This is a genomic window from Bacteroidota bacterium (assembly GCA_016706865.1).
GTDB lineage: Bacteria > Bacteroidota > Bacteroidia > Chitinophagales > BACL12 > UBA7236.
In genome coordinates, this window is sequence record JADJIS010000003.1 from 152,130 (window position 1) to 174,695 (window position 22,566).

The following is a 22,566-nucleotide window of genomic DNA, read 5'->3' on the forward strand; positions in this document are numbered from 1 at the left end:
GAAATATTTTAATGTGCCACAATAAATTTAGCATTCGTTTTAAATATTCCGTCAACATCGGAACAATTAATAAAATATATCCCATTCGGATAATTTGACGAATTAATTTGTATCATTTGATTTCCAGCCTCAAGAACTCCATTTAAAACAACTTCGCCGTTAATATTATAAATTTTAATATTACAACTGGAAGTATTTTCTTCTTCTAATTGCAAAATAATATGATCTCCGGCAGGATTGGGATATACATTTAAATACTTATTAAATTCCTGAATGGAATTTGGTAGTTCAAGAGTTGTTTTGGTTGTGTTTGTAATAACAGCATCATTATAATCAAAATAAATAAATGCAGTGTTTGTAATTACAGTGCCAACGGTTGCCTCTTCATTTATTTTAATTTTATAAGTAATAAATCCACAACTACCAAGCGGATCACTTGCACTATCAGGTAAATTGATATTTTCAAAATGCCAAATAATATTATTAGTTCCTGTAATTTCCATCCAGTAATTGTGTTTAGCACCTAATATTTGAATACTTGTAAGGTCAAGATCACTGTCGATTACATCCATAATATTTACAAAAATTGCTGGTGCATTTCCGAGGTTTTGGAATTCAATGGTATATTCAAGCCATTCGGTATTGGGGTCGATATATCCTTCTTCACTAAAACCTGCAGGGAACACTGTTTTATGATTTGGATCCCAGGAATTAATTACAGGATAAATTACTGTGTCAATATTATTCGTTGGATTAATATCTTCTAAAATAGGGTCTGTTTTACCGATGAATATTTTTTCATCTCCTAATTCCAGATCAATACTTCCAATATATTCAGCAATAAATGAGACAGGTGCATAAGGTTCAAGTATAGGCATTGATAAAGTGAATATCGTGTCAGTATAATCAGTATAAGGAGTCCCGCCGGTGTATGTTAATCCGGAGGGATGTTGTAAATATGCCGTCACGTCAGTAACAATTTGATTCCCAATATTTTCTATTGTTAATTCACTATAAGTTTCAGATCCGGGTCTGATTTTTGCCTGATATAAGGTAGTGCGAATATCTTTAACAGGTGTTGAATAATCCAACAGAAAATCCTGATTAAATATGGTATCTCCATCTAATAATGGATCAAAATTTATTAAATGTGAACTAGGGGAGATTATATCCCAATATTCAGGATTCTCCGTAGATAAATTATAGATTCCGTAGGCATATAATTTTAAAATATATTCACCCTCCGAGTTTGTAACACCGTAATATTCGCCAACATCAGAAGTTATAATTCTATCATGAAAACTAAATTCTTCAGGATCAAGTGAGCCATTTCCATTTAAATCTTGGAATACAGTTCCATTTATTGTTAATTGAAGAAAATCACCCAAGGTATCTGTCACCAAAACAAACCCGCTGTTTTCGCCTAATAAATCATAGTATACACCCGTGAAAATTAATTTGTCACCCCAGCTTTCAAAATTTACGATTTCGAAAGAAGGAGTCGAAAGAAAGTTATTTATTTGTAGAGTTGTATCACCATTTTCATCATAATATTGCAATACATATTCATTTTCTCCAAGTGCTGTATTATATCTCAGATTACAACTAAGTAATCCACCGCTGCCTAATTGAAGTAATTTGAGCATAGCATTTGAGCTATCTTCAATAGGATATTCATATTCTTTAGACCATAATGTATCACAATCATAGTTATACTTTATTAAAATATCGGAAACGGTATCAAGTGAATAATTCATGCGCGTTTCTAGAAAACCGGTACTGATATCTATCCTATCTTTTATGGAAGAATTAATAGTAAACTCATTTTCTGCAACAATCAACCCAGTAACTGTATTTATTTTTGAGATTCTGGTGTTAAAATATGATTCACGAGTAGTTACATAAATAAACTCACCTTCAGCAGTAAGGTTTACTGGATAAAAATATGGATCCAATAAAAATGCATACGACCAAATTGAATTACCTGTCTGGTCTATTCTTGTAACGGCATAGAAAACTGAACTTGTAGGGAAAGCTGAGTGACCTCGTGTTAAAAAAATAAATTCATCACCAATTTGTTGTATATCTACATATGAATTGTTGTTCATATCATCAGGAATTGGAGAAAATCCCAGATTTTCACTGTTAAATTCTTTATAGTAAATTAACTCTCCAATTGGATTAAATTGCAATAGTGTAACCCCCATAATTACAACTATGTTACCATCAGAAATATTGAAAACATTATAGAGACTTTCATAAAGCGGTGTGGTATCTATTGAATATGACCAAATAATGTTTCCAATCGGATCCATTTTAGTAAGGGTCATATCCAGGTCGCAGCAACCTTGTGGATTGCTTAAGGCAATAATGTTACCATCTACTGCTGGTTTTGCCTCTAATGTATAATCTGTTTCAGGTATAATAACCAGATTTGAAAGTTGTCCGTTTACATTTAAATAAGACAAAAGGCTGAATAATAATAATGTAATTATTAGGTTACTATTTTTCATAGGATTATTATTTTATCATGAGTAATCAGTTGTAAGTGGGAGATGGGGGCTCCCACATATTTACCTGTTCTGAAAAAAAGAAAACATTTAATGTGCCACAATAAATTTAGCATTCGTTTTTATTATTCCCTCAACATCCGAACAATTAATAAAATATATCCCATTCGGATAATTTGATGAATTAATTTGTATCATATGTTGGCCGGCATCCAGAACTTCCTCTAAAATAACTTCGCCGTTACAATTAAAAATTTTGATATTGTAACCTGAAGTATTTTCTTCCTCTAATTGCAAAATAATATAGTTTCCTGCAGGATTTGGATATACATTTAAATACTTATTAAAATCCTGAATGGAATTCGGAAGTTCAAGAGTTGTTTTGGTAGTGTTGGTAATAACAGCATCATTGTAATCAAAATAAATAAATGCAGTGTTCGTAATCAAGGTACCAACTGTTGCCTCTTCATTTATTTTAATTTTATAAGTAATAAATCCACAACTACCAAGCGGATCACTTGCACTATCGGGTAAATTAATATTTTCAAAATGCCAGATAATATTATTAGTTCCTGTAATTTCCATCCAGTAATTGTGTTTAGCACCTAATATTTGAATACTTGAAAGGTCAAGATCACTGTCGATTACATCCATAATATTTACAAAAGTTGCCGGTGCATTTCCGATATTTTGGAATTCAATAGTGTATTCGAGCCATTCGGTGGTAGGGTCGATATATCCTTCTTCACTAAAGCCTGCAGGATCAACCGTTTTGTGATTAGGATCATATGGGCCGGTTATAACTTCCACCACACTATCAATATTATTTTCAGCTGCATAGTCCCCAATTACAGGTTCTATAGAGCCAACTATCAATTTGTGATCACCAAATATTAAATCAGGACTGGCATTGTATTCAACAGATAGGGCAATAGGTTCATTAGGTACAAGCTCTGGAATTGACCAGGTGATGGTTGTATCAGTATAATCAGTATAAGGTGTACCACCTGTATAATTTAAACCTGATGGGTGATTTAAATATGCTGTTGCGTCTTCAACAATTTGATTGCCGATATTTTCTACAGTCAATGTAGTTGAAGTCGGAAAACCTGGTCTTATATTTTGTTGATTTACAGTAACACTAAGATCCGTTATTGGAATTGTATAATCCAGACGAAAATCTTTATTAAAAAGAGTATCTCCACCCATTATTGCTTCAAAATTTATTGTATATGCTGCTGGGTCAATTATATCCCAATATTCAGGATTATCAGTAGAGATGGTATAACTTCCTTCTTCATAAAAATGCAAATAATATTCCCCTTCAGAATTTGTAGCGCTTATAAAAACCGGCGGATCTGTTGTAATAATGCGATCATGAAAACGATATTCCATTTCATCTACAACTCCATTTGTATTTTCATCGTAATATACATGCCCATTAATTACTAATTGAAAGAATTTACCTAAAGTATCTGTAATTAACACAAAGCCCCAGTTAACATCATCTAGTCCATTAAATTCACCCGAAAAAATGAGATTATCACCAGATAACTGCATATCTAAAATTCTAAATGGCTCATGTTCTAAAAAATTACTTATTCTGAATAATGAATCTCCTTCACTATTGTAATAACTAATTATATATTCTTCTTCACCATCTGGATTTAAAACACTACCATATTGAATGATATTTCCACTCTCTAATAAAACTGGGTCTCGATAGATTCCGATACCTATTCCTGTATTTTCATATTTTTTGGTCCACAAGGTATCGCCTTCATAATTATATTTAATAAATTGATCTTTGATATTTAAAGAATCCATATATGTTGCAAATTCAAGAATACCTGTGCCTGTATTCACCAAACTGCAGTAGATCAAATTAGCTTCAATTTCTGTGTCAGAAACTATTAAGCCTGTAAATGTGTCGATAATTAATAAATAGTTAATATCAATACCAAATAATTTTTCAAAGTTTATATATACTAAACCATCTTGTATCGCAGCTCCTTGGCAAAAACTGTTATTTACTATATATGCATATGACCAAATGGAATTGCAATTTTCATCTAATTTAGTCACCGATGTAAATTCTTCTAAGTCTGTGTGCCCTTGCGAAATATAAATAAACCCATCTTCAATTTGCAGTACATCACCATAATCAACTTCACCCATATCACCTGGTATTGGATCATATCCAAGATCCTCCGTAGTAATGACCTTGAAGTTGGTAAGTTCACCAACTGAATTAAATTTGAGAAAATGATTCCAATTAAATACGACAAAACTGCCATCCTCTAAGCTAAAAATGTCGTTATAGTTAACAGCATCAGGAATAACAGTGTCATTTGACCAAATAATATCTCCATCCAAATCAAGTTTGGTCAGTTTATATTGATTAATTCCGTCAACGGCTGATCTGCTTAAAGCAATTAAATTCCCATCTGCAGTGGGCTTTGTTTCTGCAGTCCATGTCCATTCATATCCGGGTATAAATGTTACTCCGCCGGCTTGAGTAAAAACAGTTTTATGCATTACCAGCAAAAGGAGGAGTGTAAAAATTCTAATTATAGTTTTCATAAAATTAAATTTTACATTTTTAATCAGGATTTAAAGGGAGATGGGGGCTCCCACTAAATTACCTGATCTGAAAAAAAGAAATATTTTAATGTGCCACAATAAATTTAGCATTCGTTTTTAATATTCCATCAACATCCGAACAATTAATAAAATATATCCCATTTGGAAAATTCGCTGAATTAATTTGTATCATCTGCTTACTGGCATCAAGAATTTCATTTAAAACAACTTCACCGTTAATATTATAAATTTTAATATTGTAACCTGAAGTATTTTCTTCCTCTAACTGCAAAATAATATGGTCTCCTGCAGGATTAGGATATACGTTTAAATACTTATTAAATTCCTGAATGGAATTCGGTAGTTCAAGAGTTGTTTTGGTTGTATTTGTAATAACTGCATCATTGTAATCAAAATAAATAAATGCAGTGTTTGTAATTACAGTGCCAACGGTTGCTTCTTCGTTTATTTTAATTTTATAGATAATAAATCCACAACTGCCCAGAGGATCACTTGCACTATCCGGTAAATTAATATTTTCAAAATGCCAGATAATATTATTAGCGCCGGTAATTTCCATCCAGTAATTATGTTTAGCACCCAAAATTTGAATACTGCTGATATCAAGATCGCTGTCGATTATATCAACAATATTTACAAAGGTGGCCGGTGCATTTCCGATATTTTGGAATTCAATAGTGTATTCAAGCCATTGGGTATTCGGGTCGATATACCCTTCTTCACTAAAACCTGATGGTGTTACGGTTTTATGATTTGGATCCCAGGCGTTAATTACTGTTTCTATAACAGTGTCAATATTATTCGTTGGATCAATGTCTTCCAAAATTGGTTCAGTTTTACCAATGAATACTTTTTGATCTCCGATTTCAAGATCAATGCTCCCGGTATATTCAGCTATAAATGAGACAGGTGCAAGAGGTTCAAGTATAGGTATTGATAAAGTGAATATAGTGTCAGTATAATCAGTATAAGGGGTACCACCAATATAAATTAACCCGGAGGGATGCTGTAAATATGCCGTTGCATCATAAATAATTTGGTTCCCTATATTTTCTATTGTTAATTCACTATATGTTTCAAATCCGGGTCTAATATTTGCCTGATATAAAGTAGTTCGGATATCTTTAACAGGTGTCGAATAATCCAACAGAAAATCTTTATTAAAAATGGTATCTCCATCTAATAAGGGATCAAAATTAATTGAATGTGAGCTGGGGGAAATTATATCCCAATTTTCAGGATTCTCAGTAGATAAATTGTTGATTCCTGTTGTATATAAATTTAAGAAATATTCACCTTCCGAGTTTGTAACACCGTAATATTCACCAACGTCAGATGTGATAATTCTATCATGAAAACTAAATTCTTCCGGATCAAGTGATCCATTTCCATTTATATCCTGGAATACAGTCCCATTTATGGTTAATTGAAGAAAATCGCCTAAAGTATCAGTAAGTAGAACAAACCCGCTGCTTTCGCCAAATAAATCATAGTGGACTCCTGTGAAAATTAATTTTTCATCCCATCTATCAAAATTTACAATTGCAAAGGCAGAAGTTGAAAGAAAGTTAGTTATTTGAAGAGTTGTATCACCATCTTCATCATAATATTGCAACACATATTCAGTTTCTCCAAGTGCCATATTGTACTTCAAATTACAACTTAGCAAAGCGCCGCTACCCAATTGCAGTAATTTGATCATCCCACCTGAGCTATCTGGAGCTAGATATTCGTATTCTTTAGACCATATTGTATCGCAATCATAGTTATATTTTATTAAAATATCAGAAACGGTATCAAGCGAATAATATATGCGTGTTTCTAGTAAACCGGTGCCAATATCTATTTTATCCTTTATGTTAGAATTAAGATTAAACTCATTTTCTTCAACAATCAACCCTGTAACTGTATTTATTTTTGCGATTCTGGAAATTTCTGATTTTCTAGTACTTACAAAGATGAAATCGCCACTAACGGTAAGATCCACCGGATAAAAAAATGGATCCAATAAAAATGCATACGACCAAATTGTATTACCAGCCTGATCTATTCTTGTAACAGCATAAAAAGCGGAGCTTGTGGGGGAAGATGTATATCCTCTTGTTAATAAAATAAATTCATCACCAATTTGCGTTATATCTACATAGCCATTGTTGTTCAGATCACCCGGAATTGGAGAAAATCCCAGATTTTCACTGTCAAATTCTTTGTAATATATTAGTTCACCAATTGGATTAAATTGCAAAAGCGTAACATACTTAATAACAACTATGTTGCCATCAGAAATATTGAAAACGTGATCGAGATTGTCATAGTATGGTGGTGCATCAATTGAAGATGACCAAATAATGTTTCCAATCGCATCCATTTTAGTAAGGTTCATATTGAGGCCCCAACCTATTGGTCTACTTAAAGCGATTATGTTGCCGTCTATAGCTGGTTTAGCCTCTAATGTATAATCTGTTTCAGGTATAATAACCAGATTTGAAAGTTGTCCGTTTACCTTAAAATTAGAAAAAAGGGTAAATAATAATATAGTAATTAGTAGATTAGTATTTTTCATAATATTTTTACTTTTTATTTAGTAATCAGGATTTAGAAGGAGATGGGGGCTCCCACTAAATTACCTGATCTGAAAAAAAGAAATATTTTAATGTGCCACAATAAATTTAGCATTCGTTTTTAATATTCCCTCAACATCCGAACAATTAATAAAATATATCCCATTCGGATAATTTGACGAATTAATTTGTATCATTTGATTTCCAGCTTCAAGAACTCCATTTAAAACAACTTCGCCGTTAATATTATAAATTTTAATATTACAACCGGAAGTATTTTCTTCCTCTAATTGCAAAATAATATGGTCTCCCGCAGGATTAGGGTAAACATTTAAATACTTATTAAATTCCTGAATGGAATTTGGAAGTTCGAGTGTTGTTTTAGTTGTATTGGTAATGACTGCCGGGTTGTAATCAAAATAAATGTATGCAGTGTTTGTAATTACAGTGCCAACAACCGCATCTTCCTTCACCCTTATTTTATAAGTTACAAAACCACTGCTTCCTGCAGGGTCGCTTGCGCTATCCGGTAAATTGATATTGTCAAAATGCCAGGTAATTCTATTTTCATCTGATACTTCCATCCAATAAGCATGATCAGCGCCCAATATTTCTATACTGCTCAAATCTAGATGAGAATCAATCGCATCATCAATATATACAAATGTTGCAGGGGCTGTACCCACATTTTGAAATTCAACAGTGTATTCCAGCCATTCCGTATTCGGATCAATATAACCTTCGTCACCTATACCTGCAGGATTTACTGTTTTATGATTAGGATCCCATGCTGCTACAACTGTGGTGAATATACTATCAACATTATTCTCGATTATATAGTCACCGATAACCGGTTCGATGGAGCCAACGGTAAGTTTGATATCATCAATTAAAAAATCGGCGCTAGCTGTAAAATACGAGTGAAATGTGATCGGCTTGTAAGGATTAAAATCAGGTAATTCCCACGTAATTGTAGTATCTGTATAATCTGAATAAAGAGTTCCTGAATTATAAGTTAATCCTGATGGATGATGTAAGTATGCTGTTGCATCCACTGCAACCTGATTACCTACATTTTCTACCGTTATACAACTATTTGTTGAAAATCCGGGTGCGATAATTGACTGGTATAAATTAACACGAAGATCAAGTACGGGAGTAGTATAATCCAAACGGAAATCCTTATTAAATAAAGTGTCTTCCAATCCTAAAATATCATATTCAACGGAATATTCTGACGGATCTATAATATCCCAATATTCAGGGTTTTCTGTACTTATGGAATAAATTCCGGGTTCATAAATATGCATGGTATAATCACCTTCAGCATTTGAGAAGGCAAAATTTCCCGGTGGATCAGTGGTAATTAATCTGTCATGAAAAGTAAATTCCTCGGGATCAACAAGTCCGTTATCGTTTGCATCATAATAAACAGTCCCTTGAATCACCAATTGATTAAATTGACCCAAGGTATCTGTAATTAAAACAAAACCCACACCATCTACCAAACCGTAATATTTACCTGAAAAAATAAGTTCGTCGCCATTCCTTTCCATATCATTTATGTCAAAATATTCTTTATCCAGAAAATTGTGAACATTTAAAATCGTATCACCAAACTCGTCATAATACCTCAATAGATATTCATACTCTGCAACTCCTGAAGCGACATTGAGACTTATCAAATTACCACTCTCCAATGTTATTATTTCTATCACATAACCGCTATCGAAACCAGTATAAGTGAAGAAATTTGTCCAGAGTTCTTCGCCATCAAAATTATACTTGGTTAGCACATCCGTAATGTCACCTAGGTAATCACCTCTTCCGCTTTCGATTATGCCATCTTCAACCTTAATAAGATCAATATTATATAAATATTCATCAGGGGTTGTCTCTGAAACTATTGAACCATCAAGTGAATTTATTATTGTTAAAGGATGTGTATAATCAGGATACCCATGCGAATTTGAAAAGTACACATATTCATCCTTTACAACAACGGCGTAATTGTTGAAATTGTCATAACTATAGGCGTAGGACCATATGGAATTTCCGTCTTCATCCAATTTTGTGATTGCAACAAAATCCTCTCCTGCTGCAGTGCCCCTGGAATAAAAAATAAACCCACCATCCACTTGGGCAACATCAACATAATCAGCGAAACCTGCATCCCCTGGAATATCATCATAACCCAATATTTCTGAGGTAAAGAAAATATCAGAAATAACAGCTCCTTCGGAATTAAATTTTACAAAATAATTGTCACTAAACATTACATAATTTCCATCTGATAAACTAAAAATATCTTGTAAACTTGGATAACCAACTGGGCCATCAATTCCAATTGACCAAATGATGTCGCCGTCTGTGGAAAGTTTTGTTAAATAATAATCATACAGACCTCCGGTACCACGACTTATAGAAATAATGTTGCCATCTGTGGTTGGTTTTGATTCTGCAGTCCAGTCTGTTTCGCTAATAAAGGTAACACCTGCTGCCTGTCCGTAACTTTTCCCGGCCATTAGTGTTACACATGCGATTAAAAATGTTGTAAGGAGATTTTTCATAATTTAAGTTTTAATGGTGAATTATTTTATGTATATCAGATGAAAAAGCCGATTATATTCCTTACCTGTAAGTTCGAGAATATAACTGCCCTGTTCCTGTAATTTATTTTTTTGGATTGGAATTGTATTTGAATTGATGTTTCCTTTTAAAATCATCCTTCCTGTGATGTCCCGTATTGTATATGTCTCAAAATTTTGCAGAATATAATTTTCCGGAAATACTTTCAACTCCTCACCATGCCATGGATTAGGATATAAAATAATATCCTCTTTCTGATCTATATCATGTATTCCTGTTACCGCCCAAACTTCATAGGCCGAACCATCCAACATTACCGGAGTAAGATCATTTAATACTCCTGTGGCACCGGTAATATTAAATATGATGGAACTATCACCACTTTCTATCATGATGCCAGCAATATTATCCTCTACAATAAATCCTAATTTTCCAATTTGGCCATATCCACCCTTATTAATATAATTTGTATTAACAGCACCAGCGTCAACTCTCGGTTCAATTGGTTTGTAATTTAATGTGATCAGCTCATCCTCTACAATTCCAAACCAGGAATCAATAAAATACACAGATAAACCAAGAGAATCAACTATAAATGGAGCTCCTTCATAACTGATCGTAAATTCCACTCCATAAATTTCATCAATAGGAATTGCTTCCGTTCCCAACATGATAGGTATTTCATTATATCCGGAATGTAAAATAATTCCTGCTGTATTTAACCAGATAGGAAAATCACCACCATCTGATAATCGTAGATCAAATACAGCATGACCTGATCCGTAATTCGAAATTATAGCAGTTGTATCATCTTCATTAATTTCACCATCACCCAAACAATCGGCGTATTTTGCATTTAAAAATAATCCTGTAGAATCTGGCCAAAGATCTGCATTGTATCCCATCCAATCATCGGTAATGATGTCGCGCGGCGGACCTGTAAATAAATATCCGGTTCCTAACGGGAAAAGATCGCTCATATCCACCAACCCCGAATTATCAGCATCTCCTGGCCATACACAATTAAAAACACATTCGGGGAAATTGCCTAATTCATCAGACCCTACAATTAAATATTCTTTTTCCCTTTCCGGCGTTTCGGTATCTATAAATCCGGATAAAACAAATGGATAATCGGAGTCGTAAAAATTGTTTGTTATAATATTGGTAAGTTCAACGTCACCCGCATCCTCCAGAATTATTTGTTCCGAAATATAATTTCCGTCCTCATCTAATTTAATTAATACAGTTTTTGTTCCGGATACCAAATACTGAACAGTTAAAATATAATACGAACCATCAATATGTTGCACTACATCATGTGCCACAATTTTATAACCGGGATCTGGAAAGAGTATATCTATTAATATTGGAAATCCGTCAATGGTATCAAAAACTGCAAAATAGATTTGCGAGGAATCCAAATTATTCCCTACCACTGCAGTTCTAAGTGCCTTTACCTTTTTTACTCCATTTATTAATATACTGTCTCGGCCCCATTCATGAAATTCAATAGAATCCAGTTCATATACCAACCAAACATATGGTATGTAAGTTGGGCCATATGATCCTGTCAGTATATTGCCATAACCAGTTAGTTCTGCATCATTAATAATTAATTTCTCGTCAGATATTGTAACCGGATAATAATAAGACACCGAGTCCAATAAGATTTCTGTATCCAAAGTATTGTATACATGTAATTTTCCGTTTGCATAACCATACAACGTGTAATTGTCAAAACCATTTTTAAATCCTCTTACGCTAACTCCACTGCCTAAACCACTGTCGTCCGACCAGTCTTCGGTTGTTGCAATTAGATCTCCGGTATTGTAATCCAACTCTATTCCCCAAATGGAGGTATCCGCATTGGCAAATCCAGTTATGTAGATCAATGCAGAATCCTCAGAAAAATCCAGGTTATTAGGATATTCAACATAATCATTCTTCCCAAATTGTCTGAACCAGATCAAATTTCCCTCATGATCTAACCTGATCACGGAAAAGGTAATTGTATCCGACTCGCCTCCATTGATAATGGAAATATATTCTCCGGAGGGGCCGTTCAATATTTGAGAGGCTTCATCCTGCATACCTGAGCCGCCAACATATACCCAAGGTGCAAGCTGAGCCTTCATTTGCTGGGAATAGCAGAGCAGAATAAAAAATATAAAAAGGACTTTTTGGCGATAGATCTTATTCATTATTTAACTATTGATACCAAAGATGATGGGATTTAAAATAGCAACCAAGAATTTATTTGCGTATTTTTAACCATTAAAATCGACATAAAAATTTATAATTGATTGATAATCAATAATATATATTAACTTATGGTTGAAAATAATAATTTAATATTGGATTCGTCCTTTTGGAATATATATGAAAAACTGACTCAAGAGGAGGCCGAAGAATTTTGTGCCTTTACAAAGTCGGAATTAATTGACCAAACCCGGCATTTGGGAAAATTTGCGGAAGGCATTTTGCATTTTAGAAACAATATAGATGAAAATGCAGCAGAGAGATTATATAACAGTGTATTCGAAAAAAAAGGATTCAATGTTCAGGTGATAAGTAATTATCTGTCAGATCTGAAAAAAGTGCTCCTGCAATTTCTTCAGATAAGTTGGATCATGGAAAACGAAAATATTAAAAGCTGGGCATTATCAGAAATGTTTCTCAAAAAAGGTTTACTCCGGCAATTTGAAAAATTAAATGATGATGATTTAAATGATGAACAATATCAATCGCCTGAAAATTCGTTTTTTACATTTAAAAAAAGACTTCTCAAAGATGAATACGCAGCAGCCCTTGCAAAAAAAAGAGAATACGGATTATTAGAACCTGTGATTCATGATTTCCAACAATATTATTTGTTGGAAACAATGCGTATGTATTGCGAATTAGTGAACAGAAAAAATTTGCGTTCTCAGGATTTTGACGAATTACAATTGCAAACTTTTATACAATACTTCAAAAATGTTCAACTGGTTCAGGATATAGATCCTTTGATAGAATTGTATTACCAGGTATTTAATTTTTTGCGCGATTTAAATGATGAAGAGGCATTCAAAAAATACAAATTATTATTGGCCCGTTTAATTAAATCCATGCATCCTAAAACTGCCCGTGAGATCTGTTTATACGGGCAAAATCAGTGCGTAAATCACATCAATCTGAATCACACTAACTGGCTTGCCGAACTCTTTGATCTTTATAATTTAATGCTCATGGAAAATATCATGTACGAAGGCCCCTATATGACGCAATATACCTTTAAAAATTATGTAACGGTGGCATTGCGATTAAAAGAATTTGAACGGGCTAAAGATTTTGTGGAAGTATATCAGGGCAGGTTGCATCACGATTTTAAATTTAATGCCTATCACTATAATCTCGCCGCAATTTATTTTGAAAAAAACGAATTTTCTGAGGCAATGGATGAATTAAATAAAATACAATTCACCGACCCGGTTTATTATCTCGACTCCAGAAGTATGTTGCTGAAAATTTATTATGCCGATAAAGATCATGATGCAATTTCTTCCTTATACAATTCAGTGCGCGTTTATTTATTAAGAGGGAAACAACTTTCCAAAAAACAAGCAGATCTCTACCGCAATTTATTTTTATATACCTACAAATTATCCATGCTCAATATCAATAAAAAGGTTTTAGGAAATGCCCTATACAACGAAAGAAAACAAAGTCTTAAAACCAAGGTAATAAATGCTTCGGTGGCGAATAAGAATTGGTTGTTGGAGAAGATAAATGAAACAATGAAGGAATGAAGGGATGAAGGAATGAAGTCAACAGTGGGCAGTGGCACTGGGCAGTTTGAAGCATTGGATGATTTTCGTCTGAACTGGCAACACAGTGAACAGTCGCAGTCGCAGTCGCAGTTTGAAGCATTGGAAGATTTTCCTCCGAACCCAACCCCTTCAACTCCTTCAACCCCTTCAACTCTACTAAGGAAATATAATATTAAATAAAGAACAAGGAATAAAGAACCCGTCGATGGACGGACAGGCAACAACAATCCTCCCCCGGATGATTTTCCTCCGTTTTGAACTCAGAACCCCGAACTCAGAACCCCGAACTCAGAACTCAGAACCCAGAACTGAAACATGTAGTGATCGACGCAGGAGATCTACTACATGTCAGAACCCAGAACCCCGAACCCAGAACCCAGTACTCAGAACCCAGTACTCAGAACCCAGAACCCAGAACCCCGAACTCAGAACCCCGAACTCAGAACCCCGAACTCAGAACCCCGAACCCAGAACCCCGAACCCAGAACCCAGAACCCCGAACCCAGAACCCAGAACCCAGAACCCCGAACCCAGAACCCAGAACCCAGAACTCAGAACAAAAAATCTGTCACGTTGTCATAAATTTACCAATGGTATAATCATTGACTTGGCAACCGTGCATTAAAAGCGTAAATAAAAAAAAGCAAGATATGGGAAAGATCATTGGTATTGACTTAGGAACTACAAACAGTTGTGTATCCGTAATGGAAGGAAATGAACCGGTTGTTATTCCGAACGATGAAGGTCGCAGAACTACGCCTTCCATCGTGGCATTTTTGGAAAATGGTGAACGCAAAGTGGGTGATTCCGCAAAACGTCAGGCCATTACAAACCCAAGAAAAACAATTTCAAGTATCAAACGATTCATGGGTCATCGCTATAGCGAAGTTGCAAATGAGATCGGTATGATGAGTTATGAAGTGGTGCGTGGCGATAATGATACTGCGAGAGTTAAAATTGGTGACAGAATGTATACACCACAGGAAATTTCTGCCATGGTGTTACAAAAAATGAAAAAAACGGCAGAAGATTATCTTGGAACGGAAGTTACCGAAGCAGTTATTACTGTTCCGGCATACTTTAACGATTCTCAGCGTCAGGCAACAAAAGAAGCCGGCGAAATTGCAGGACTTACAGTAAAACGTATCATAAATGAACCAACAGCAGCAGCTTTGGCATATGGTATGGATAAGCGTCATAAAGACATGAAAATTGCAGTGTTTGACCTTGGTGGTGGAACATTCGATATTTCTATTTTGGAATTAGGTGATGGTGTGTTTGAAGTGAAATCAACAAACGGTGATACACATTTGGGTGGTGACGATTTTGATAAAAAGATCATCGACTGGTTGGCAGATGAATTTAAAAAAGAAGAACCAAATATCGATCTTAGAAAAGATCCAATGGCCTTACAGCGCTTAAAAGAAGCTGCTGAAAAAGCTAAGGTGGAATTATCTTCCTCTATGGAGACGGAAATTAATCTACCTTATATAACTGCCATCGACGGAGTTCCAAAACACCTTGTTAAAAAATTATCCCGTTCAAAATTTGAGCAATTAAGCGATGATCTTATTCAACGCACATTGCGCCCTTGTGAAGCTGCATTTAAAGATGCAGGTTATGCAAAAACTGATATTGATGAAGTGATCCTGGTTGGTGGTTCTACCCGTATTCCTAAAATTCAGGAAGTAGTGGAACAATTCTTCGGAAGAAAACCAAATCGCAGCGTAAATCCGGATGAAGTAGTTGCCGTTGGTGCAGCAATTCAGGGTGGAGTTTTAACAGGGGAAGTAAAAGATGTATTGTTGTTGGATGTAACTCCGCTCTCTTTAGGTATTGAAACTTTAGGTTCAGTATTTACCAAATTGATAGAATCAAATACTACGATCCCATCTAAAAAAAGTGAGGTATTTTCAACCGCAGCTGATAATCAGAACCAAGTGGAAATTCACATTTTACAAGGTGAACGTTCCATGGCAAAAGATAACAGAACCATCGGTCGATTTATATTAGATGGTATTCCGCCATCACGCAGAGGTGTTCCGCAAATTGAAGTAATATTTGATATTGATGCCAATGGTATCCTGCATGTTACAGCAAAGGATAAAGGAACCGGTCGCGAACAAAGTATCCGTATTGAAGCCTCCACAGGTTTAAGTGATGATGAGATCAAACGCATGCGTGATGAAGCGAAAGCAAACGAGGAAACTGACAAACAGGCACGTGAAAAAGTGGAGAAATTAAATAAGGCCGATGGAATGATATTCGAAACCGATAAACAATTAACGGAATTCGGTGCGAAGTTGAGTGATGGTGCTAAAAAACCAATTGAAGATGCCTTGGCCGAATTACGCGAAGCGCATAAATTACAGGATGTTGCCGCTTGCGATGCAGCCATGGAGAAATTAAATACTGCATGGAATAACGCAAGTCAGGAAATGTACGCCGCTCAACAAGGTGCACAAACAGAAAATCCAACTTCAGATCAAACACAAACTAATGAGTCGGCAGATAATAATAATGCAAAGACAGATGATGTTGAGTTTGAGGAAGTGAAGTGATGAAGTGAGTAATGAGTAATGAGTGATGAGTTTGCCTAGACCGCAAGTGAGAGTCTCGCTAATGTAAAACGCAAGTGAGGCTCTCACTTTTTTAGTGAGGGTCTCACTGGGATGGGGAAATGAGTGATGAGTTATGAGTAATGAGATTGCTCCTCGTGAGCCGGAGCTTTTACTCTTGACTATTGACTATTGACGATTAGGTGAGTAGTGAATAGTGAGTACTGAGATTGCTCCTCGTGAGCCGGATGGTTTCACTCCTGACTAATTTCGAGAGTCGTGAACCGTGAATACGACTCAGGTAACATTGGAGCTTTGATTTTGGGATTAAACTTTTTTCTTAATTGGGTCATTCTCATTACTCATAACTCATTACTCATTTTCGTGAATCGTCAATCGGAGCATATTCACCACTCACCATTCACCACCCGACTGTCAAATTTATTTCTGAATTTTGCACATACATTATGAAACAAATTAGCATCTCTGCAACTGAAAGGATTAGTCTGGTAAATTTCGGCTCCACCGAATACGATGAAATTGTGGCGCTGCGCTATGAAATATTGCGCAAACCATTAAATCTGCACTTCACATCAGAGCAACTCGCTGCCGAATCGGATTATTTCCATCTGGCATATTATCAGAATGAGAAATTAATCGCTTCACTTATTCTGGTTCCCGAAGGAAATGGTAAAATGAAAATGAAACAAGTTGTAGTTGCAACCGGACATCAAGGAAAGGGAATAGGAGCTAAGTTGATCTTTGCAGCGGAACAATTGGCTGTGGAGAAGGGATATAATTTCATTTATTGCCACGCTCGCGACACGGCAGTTCCTTTTTATTTAAAACTCAACTACAAACAGGTAGGAGAAATGTTTGAGGAAGTTACCATACCACATTGGGAAATGGAAAAGGACCTGTATTAGGCCCTTTTTCTATAGGTTAAATCTAAGCGTTTATTTTCTTTTTTTCTGATCCTTATTCGCATAAAAAACTTCCCAATCAATAAGATCACGGATTGGAGATATACCCACAACTCTGGTATTATCATATTCTATTGCTCTTACCTTGATCATTTCAACAGGTTCCAAAGGAAGATCTGCAGGTCTGATAAAAGTGATCATATTTTTGGTTGGATCCGGGATGATCTCGATCAAAACTTTCGTTAAACCGCTGGCGATAAAGTTCAGTTTTGAGGCTCCGGTTTCAGTCAGGTCAATGGATCGTTTGCTATTATAAGGCATTCTGTCATTGATACGAACAATAATTGTGGAATCGTTTCGGAGATTGGTCACTTTTACCCAGGTTCCCAAGGGCAGCGATTTATGGGCTGCAGTCATTTTATCCTGTGTAAAAATTTCTCCGTTTGCGGTTTTTCTCCCCACAAACTTATCGTGGTAAAAACTCGCTGTCCCCGTTTCAGTCTTGGCGTGTTGTGCATAACCCACCGCTATAACCGAGGTTAACAGCAATGTGAACAGCATTCGCATAAACATAATAGGCTTCATTTATTGATGTAAGTTAGTTAATACAGGGTGTATTGCCAAATTTTAGGCCACTCTGTTATCCACATAGATAGGATGGAGCCGTTTCTGAAAGGTCAGATAACCATAAACTTCCTGGTTATATAACCAGCGTTGGTGTCGAAACGTATGATATAAGTGCCACAATTAACAGCACCTGTAAGATTGATAATGCTACCATCCGGCTTCCCGCTCAGGTTTTCAAGTTCTACTATCTGACCTGTGCCATTTACAATGATATAACCATAAACCTCAATGTTTACAGCAGATATCGTGAGAATCGGATTTAATCTTTGTAGTGGATTTGGTGAAACGGATATCGTTTGATCAAATGCTAATTTTAACTCAGGAGCCTCATTTCCTGTGTTTATAGCGCCACAAATTCCGCTTTTAGATGCTTTTGCAATTTGACCACTCACTGAAAAGGTCAGTAAAATGGAAAATATCATGAGTAAGCTGCGTAGTTTCATATCAGGTCAAATTTAAACTGGTTGCACAATGACTATGACAAAAGTAATCAAAAATTTAAATTTTCAAAATATTGTTCAAACATTGTTTGGTATCAGAACAACTTCAATACCCCTAAGCCAAATTGAGCTTCGTGTTCGAGTAACCATTGCTTTCGCCAGAGTCCTCCTGCATAACCCACCAACGAATTATTTGAACCAACTATTCGATGGCAGGGTATTATGATAGCGATAGGATTTTTACCATTTGCCGCACCAACTGCCCGAACGCTTTTTTCGTCGCCAACCTTTTTTGCTAGATCGAGATAACTCGCAGTGTTTGCATAAGGCACTTCTAAAAGTTGATTCCAAACAGAGGATTGAAAAAATGTGCCCACAGGATTTAATTTCAGATCAAACTTCTTTCTGGTTCCTGCAAAATATTCTTCCAGTTGTTTTCTGCATTCGGCAATAATTCCGTTGCTAATATACTCCTTGCCATTTGGTAACATATCAAAACTAACGGAATGAATTGCATTTTCATCTCCTTTAATTTCAAGAAGTCCGAGTGGCGATTCAAAATAATGTGCATTGAGATGAGCCATTAAACAAATTTAACCATTCTTTAATTTTATTTACTTTTCGTGTAATTAAATTCTATCACTTTATTTTCTCCCTGCACCATACCTTCGATCTTCGCATGTAATGTTTTTTTATTTACAGGTTTGTAGGAAATTATTTGAGGGTAGTCATGTTTCGGATTTACAAAAATATACCATTCATCAACTATGCCCGAATAAATGAATTTAACCGGAAGATCATCATTCTGATCTTTTACTTCTGAAATAAAATAAATGGTATCGTTCTCTTGTTTCAGGGTAATAATTTCCAGGGGATCTTTATTGATGCTATCGGTAGGGTTTTGCAAAAAATTCACAACTGCTTTATAAGTTTGGTCGTCTACCTTCGTCCACTGCTCCACCATATTACCTCCATCCGTTTTTATTTGCCAGGTTCCCACCAGCCATTTAAACTGATTAGTAAAATCGGAAGTTTTCTGTGCATGCAGCGAATTGCTGAACAATTTGCAGAAAATTAAGGTCAATATAAATATTTTCTTCATATGATATCGGCTGCTAAAATAGAAAAAGTATGCTGAAGGTTTGTTAAATTCAAAAAATCAATGGTTTTGGAAGTAGGAAATAGGAAATAGGAAGTAGGAAGTAGGACATAGGACTGACAAAGGACAATGGAAACTGACATAGGATTGATTTGTATTAGCCTTTTATTTTAAATACTAATTAATGTGTTAAAGTCATTTGGAAAATATTCTACTTTTATATTTCATAAACCTCTTCGTGAAAACTTTGTGTCCTTTATGCCTTCGTGGCAAAAAAAATATTCGTAGGAAATTAATCTTTCATTCCAAATAAAATTCCTTCCCGTTTCCTTCCCGTTCTTACCGCCTTCCCGGCAAAAAAAACACCCGGGAAACAGGATCCTTCTATTTCTGAAATGGAAGTTTAAATCCCTTTTTTTGTTTAACCAATACATATCTAAACGAAAAACCAATACCTAAATGAAACCAATCATCCTCTTGTAATTTAAATGCCGGTTTTAGATCTGCGGAAATTACGAGTGGGAGTAATAATACTTTATACTCCACACCAAAAACAAGATTGCAACCAACATAAGAAGAATCTGATAATAAATACTTTCCAACGGATGGGCCTATTCCTCCATACATATTTAAACTTTTTGTAAATAATAAATTATTATGATGTTCGATCATTGCGGTGGCAGAAACTTCCTTGAAATTAATTTGTCCGATCGCCTCTATGGTGGTATGTTCAAAAATGCGTTGTTGTAAACTCAATCCAAAACCTTCATTCGAAAATCGAACGCCTGCAGCGGTGATGTATTTTTGGGCCGGAAGTTGATTAGTTATGATGATAATTATACCGATCAGAAAAGTTCTTTTCATAATGTCAATAGTCAGGAGTCAAGAGTCAATGGTCAGTATGGAGACTGATTGAAAATTAGCGTACTCGTTATTATTTATCGGGTAAATGAGTAATGAGTTATGCCCGCCCGGATGACCCGGTCGGACGGGAGTAATGAATTTACCCTATCGCGGCGTTTGCCTCCAATTAATACGTTCTTCTTCATATTACTTAAAACGTAAGTGACTTCGATTGTAGTATAATTTCAGAAGTCAGAGCCGTAAATTGACACGCGAATCGGGACGCGGGAATCGGGATTAGATTGATTTTGAGTGTAAAATTTTATTACTAAGAATAAGTTAAAAGTAGGGTGTAAAATTTACAGTTAATATCGAGCTCCCCTTTTTCCACCTTACCACCCTTCCTTCCTTAGATCCTTAGAACCTTACCCTTCGAATCTTCTCCCTTCTCCCTTCGAATCTTCATGAATAACCCTTCGAATCTTTATTTATCTTTGTGCCGTGGGCCTAAAATCACTATTCTCCCGACCCTTTGCAGCTTACATATCCCGAAAAGTAAAAAATTCGGCGAAAAATGCATTGAACTGTCAGGAAGAGATCATGTTGGATTTAGTGAAGGATGCGCAATCTACTTTATTTGGAAAGGATCACAATTTTTCTGAAATAAATAATTACGAATCCTTTAAAAAAAATATCCCTATCCGTGATTATGAGGGGTTAAAAATTTATATAGATAAAGTTGTTGCAGGCGAAGCAGATATTTTGTGGAAGGGCAAACCATTATATCTTGCAAAAACTTCGGGTACTACTTCAGGAGTAAAATATATTCCTTTAACAAAAGAATCAATTCCTAACCATATTAATTCTGCAAGAAATGCATTGCTGATGTACATTCATGAAACAGGAAATACAAGTTTCATAAATGGCAAAATGATATTTCTTCAAGGATCCCCTGTATTAACGGAAAAAGCGGGAATTAATGTCGGTAGATTATCCGGCATTGTGTATCATTTTGTTCCTGCATATTTATTAAAAAACCGAATGCCTTCTTATGAAGTAAATTGTATAGAAGATTGGGAAACAAAAGTAGAGGCAATTGCAAAAGAAACAATTTCAAAAAAAATGTCGCTCATAAGTGGAATTCCACCTTGGGTATTGATGTACTTTGAAAAACTTTTAGAAATCTCCGGAAAACAAAAGATAAAAGATATTTTTCCCGATTTCTCACTTTTTGTTTATGGCGGAGTTAATTACGAACCCTACCGAACAAAAATTGAAGCTATAGTCGGGAAAAAAATTGACACAATAGAAACATATCCCGCAAGCGAAGGATTTATTGCCTACCAGGATTCGCAAACAGAAGAAGGATTATTATTAAACGTGGATTCCGGAATTTTTTTCGAATTTATTCCTGCAGGAGAAATTTTTGAGGAAAATCAAACACGCATTTCTTTAAAGGATGTTCAATTAAATATTAATTACGCACTCATATTAAATAATAATGCAGGATTATGGGGATATAATATCGGCGATACCATAAAATTTGTATCCAAAGACCCATATAGAATTGTTGTAACCGGTCGTATTAAACACTTTATTTCTGCCTTTGGTGAACATGTGATAGGAGAGGAGGTGGAGTTTGCCATGATGAAAGCAGCAGAGGAGCTAAAAGTGGAATTTGTCGAATTTACCGTTGCTCCTCAGGTTAACCCAACTTCAGGCATCCCTTATCATGAGTGGTTCGTCGAGTTTTCTACCCCGTTGGTCGAAATGGATGTTTTTGGAGCTAAAATTGATGCTTATCTTCAACAAAAAAATATTTATTACAAAGATCTCATAGAAGGAAAAATACTGAGACCACTGGTAATAACCGTTGTTAAACCCGGAGGATTTAAAGATTATATGCGTTCTGTTGGCAAGTTAGGAGGACAAAACAAGGTAGCCCGACTCAGTAACGACCGCAAGATAGCCGATGAACTTAAACAATGGACCTAGTGTTA

14 protein-coding genes are annotated in these 22,566 nt (G+C 35.3%); 4 read left to right on the forward strand and 10 right to left on the reverse strand.

The window, feature by feature from the left end:
- Window positions 1-8: 8 nt before the first annotated feature.
- The 5 genes from IPI31_10275 to IPI31_10295 form a co-directional block, all read right to left on the reverse strand.
- Window positions 9-2,513, reverse strand: coding sequence for a T9SS type A sorting domain-containing protein (locus tag IPI31_10275; protein MBK7568194.1), 2,505 nt, complete (start codon window positions 2,511-2,513; stop codon window positions 9-11).
- Window positions 2,514-2,600: 87 nt separating this feature from the next.
- Window positions 2,601-5,093 carry a T9SS type A sorting domain-containing protein gene (locus tag IPI31_10280; GenBank protein ID MBK7568195.1) on the reverse strand — a complete coding sequence of 831 codons (2,493 nt, stop codon included), beginning with the start codon at window positions 5,091-5,093 and terminating at the stop codon, window positions 2,601-2,603.
- 85 nt (window positions 5,094-5,178) lie between these two features.
- Entirely contained in the window at window positions 5,179-7,677 is a 2,499-nt protein-coding gene (locus IPI31_10285; protein MBK7568196.1) for a T9SS type A sorting domain-containing protein, read from the reverse strand.
- Window positions 7,678-7,764: 87 nt separating this feature from the next.
- Window positions 7,765-10,245 (reverse strand): T9SS type A sorting domain-containing protein, encoded by a 2,481-nt coding sequence (locus tag IPI31_10290; GenBank protein MBK7568197.1) that lies wholly within the window; start codon window positions 10,243-10,245, stop codon window positions 7,765-7,767.
- A gap of 21 nt (window positions 10,246-10,266) precedes the next feature.
- Window positions 10,267-12,468: a T9SS type A sorting domain-containing protein gene (locus IPI31_10295; protein MBK7568198.1), complete on the reverse strand. Its 2,202-nt coding sequence runs from the start codon at window positions 12,466-12,468 to the stop codon at window positions 10,267-10,269.
- 129 nt (window positions 12,469-12,597) lie between these two features.
- On the opposite strand from IPI31_10295, the gene IPI31_10300 reads away from it, so the two are divergent.
- The 3 genes from IPI31_10300 (at window position 12,598) to IPI31_10310 (ending at window position 17,560) form a co-directional block, all read left to right on the forward strand.
- Window positions 12,598-14,055, forward strand: a complete 1,458-nt coding sequence (locus IPI31_10300; protein ID MBK7568199.1) for a hypothetical protein — start codon at window positions 12,598-12,600, stop codon at window positions 14,053-14,055.
- A 671-nt stretch (window positions 14,056-14,726) separates the two neighbouring features.
- Window positions 14,727-16,637 (forward strand): molecular chaperone DnaK, encoded by a 1,911-nt coding sequence (gene dnaK / locus IPI31_10305; GenBank protein ID MBK7568200.1) that lies wholly within the window; start codon window positions 14,727-14,729, stop codon window positions 16,635-16,637.
- Window positions 16,638-17,101: 464 nt separating this feature from the next.
- Complete coding sequence (locus IPI31_10310) at window positions 17,102-17,560, forward strand: GNAT family N-acetyltransferase (protein ID MBK7568201.1); 459 nt, start codon at window positions 17,102-17,104, stop codon at window positions 17,558-17,560.
- Window positions 17,561-17,590: 30 nt separating this feature from the next.
- Here the strand turns inward: IPI31_10310 and IPI31_10315 are convergent, their stop codons facing one another.
- The 5 genes from IPI31_10315 to IPI31_10335 all read right to left on the reverse strand — a co-directional run bounded on the left by IPI31_10315 (window position 17,591) and on the right by IPI31_10335 (window position 20,587).
- On the reverse strand, window positions 17,591-18,142 hold the full coding sequence (locus IPI31_10315) for a septal ring lytic transglycosylase RlpA family protein (protein MBK7568202.1): 552 nt from the start codon (window positions 18,140-18,142) through the stop codon (window positions 17,591-17,593).
- 92 nt (window positions 18,143-18,234) lie between these two features.
- Entirely contained in the window at window positions 18,235-18,627 is a 393-nt protein-coding gene (locus IPI31_10320) for a T9SS type A sorting domain-containing protein (protein ID MBK7568203.1), read from the reverse strand.
- Window positions 18,628-18,719: 92 nt separating this feature from the next.
- On the reverse strand, window positions 18,720-19,208 hold the full coding sequence (locus IPI31_10325; GenBank protein MBK7568204.1) for a methylated-DNA--[protein]-cysteine S-methyltransferase: 489 nt from the start codon (window positions 19,206-19,208) through the stop codon (window positions 18,720-18,722).
- A 26-nt stretch (window positions 19,209-19,234) separates the two neighbouring features.
- The gene (locus IPI31_10330; GenBank protein ID MBK7568205.1) at window positions 19,235-19,726 is read right to left on the reverse strand and encodes a hypothetical protein; all 492 of its coding nucleotides are present in this window, start codon (window positions 19,724-19,726) and stop codon (window positions 19,235-19,237) included.
- A gap of 381 nt (window positions 19,727-20,107) precedes the next feature.
- The gene (locus tag IPI31_10335; protein ID MBK7568206.1) at window positions 20,108-20,587 is read right to left on the reverse strand and encodes a hypothetical protein; all 480 of its coding nucleotides are present in this window, start codon (window positions 20,585-20,587) and stop codon (window positions 20,108-20,110) included.
- A gap of 480 nt (window positions 20,588-21,067) precedes the next feature.
- Here IPI31_10335 and IPI31_10340 point away from each other — a divergent pair, with 480 nt between their 5' ends.
- On the forward strand, window positions 21,068-22,561 hold the full coding sequence (locus IPI31_10340; GenBank protein MBK7568207.1) for a GH3 auxin-responsive promoter family protein: 1,494 nt from the start codon (window positions 21,068-21,070) through the stop codon (window positions 22,559-22,561).
- The last annotated feature ends 5 nt before the right edge of the window (window positions 22,562-22,566 follow it).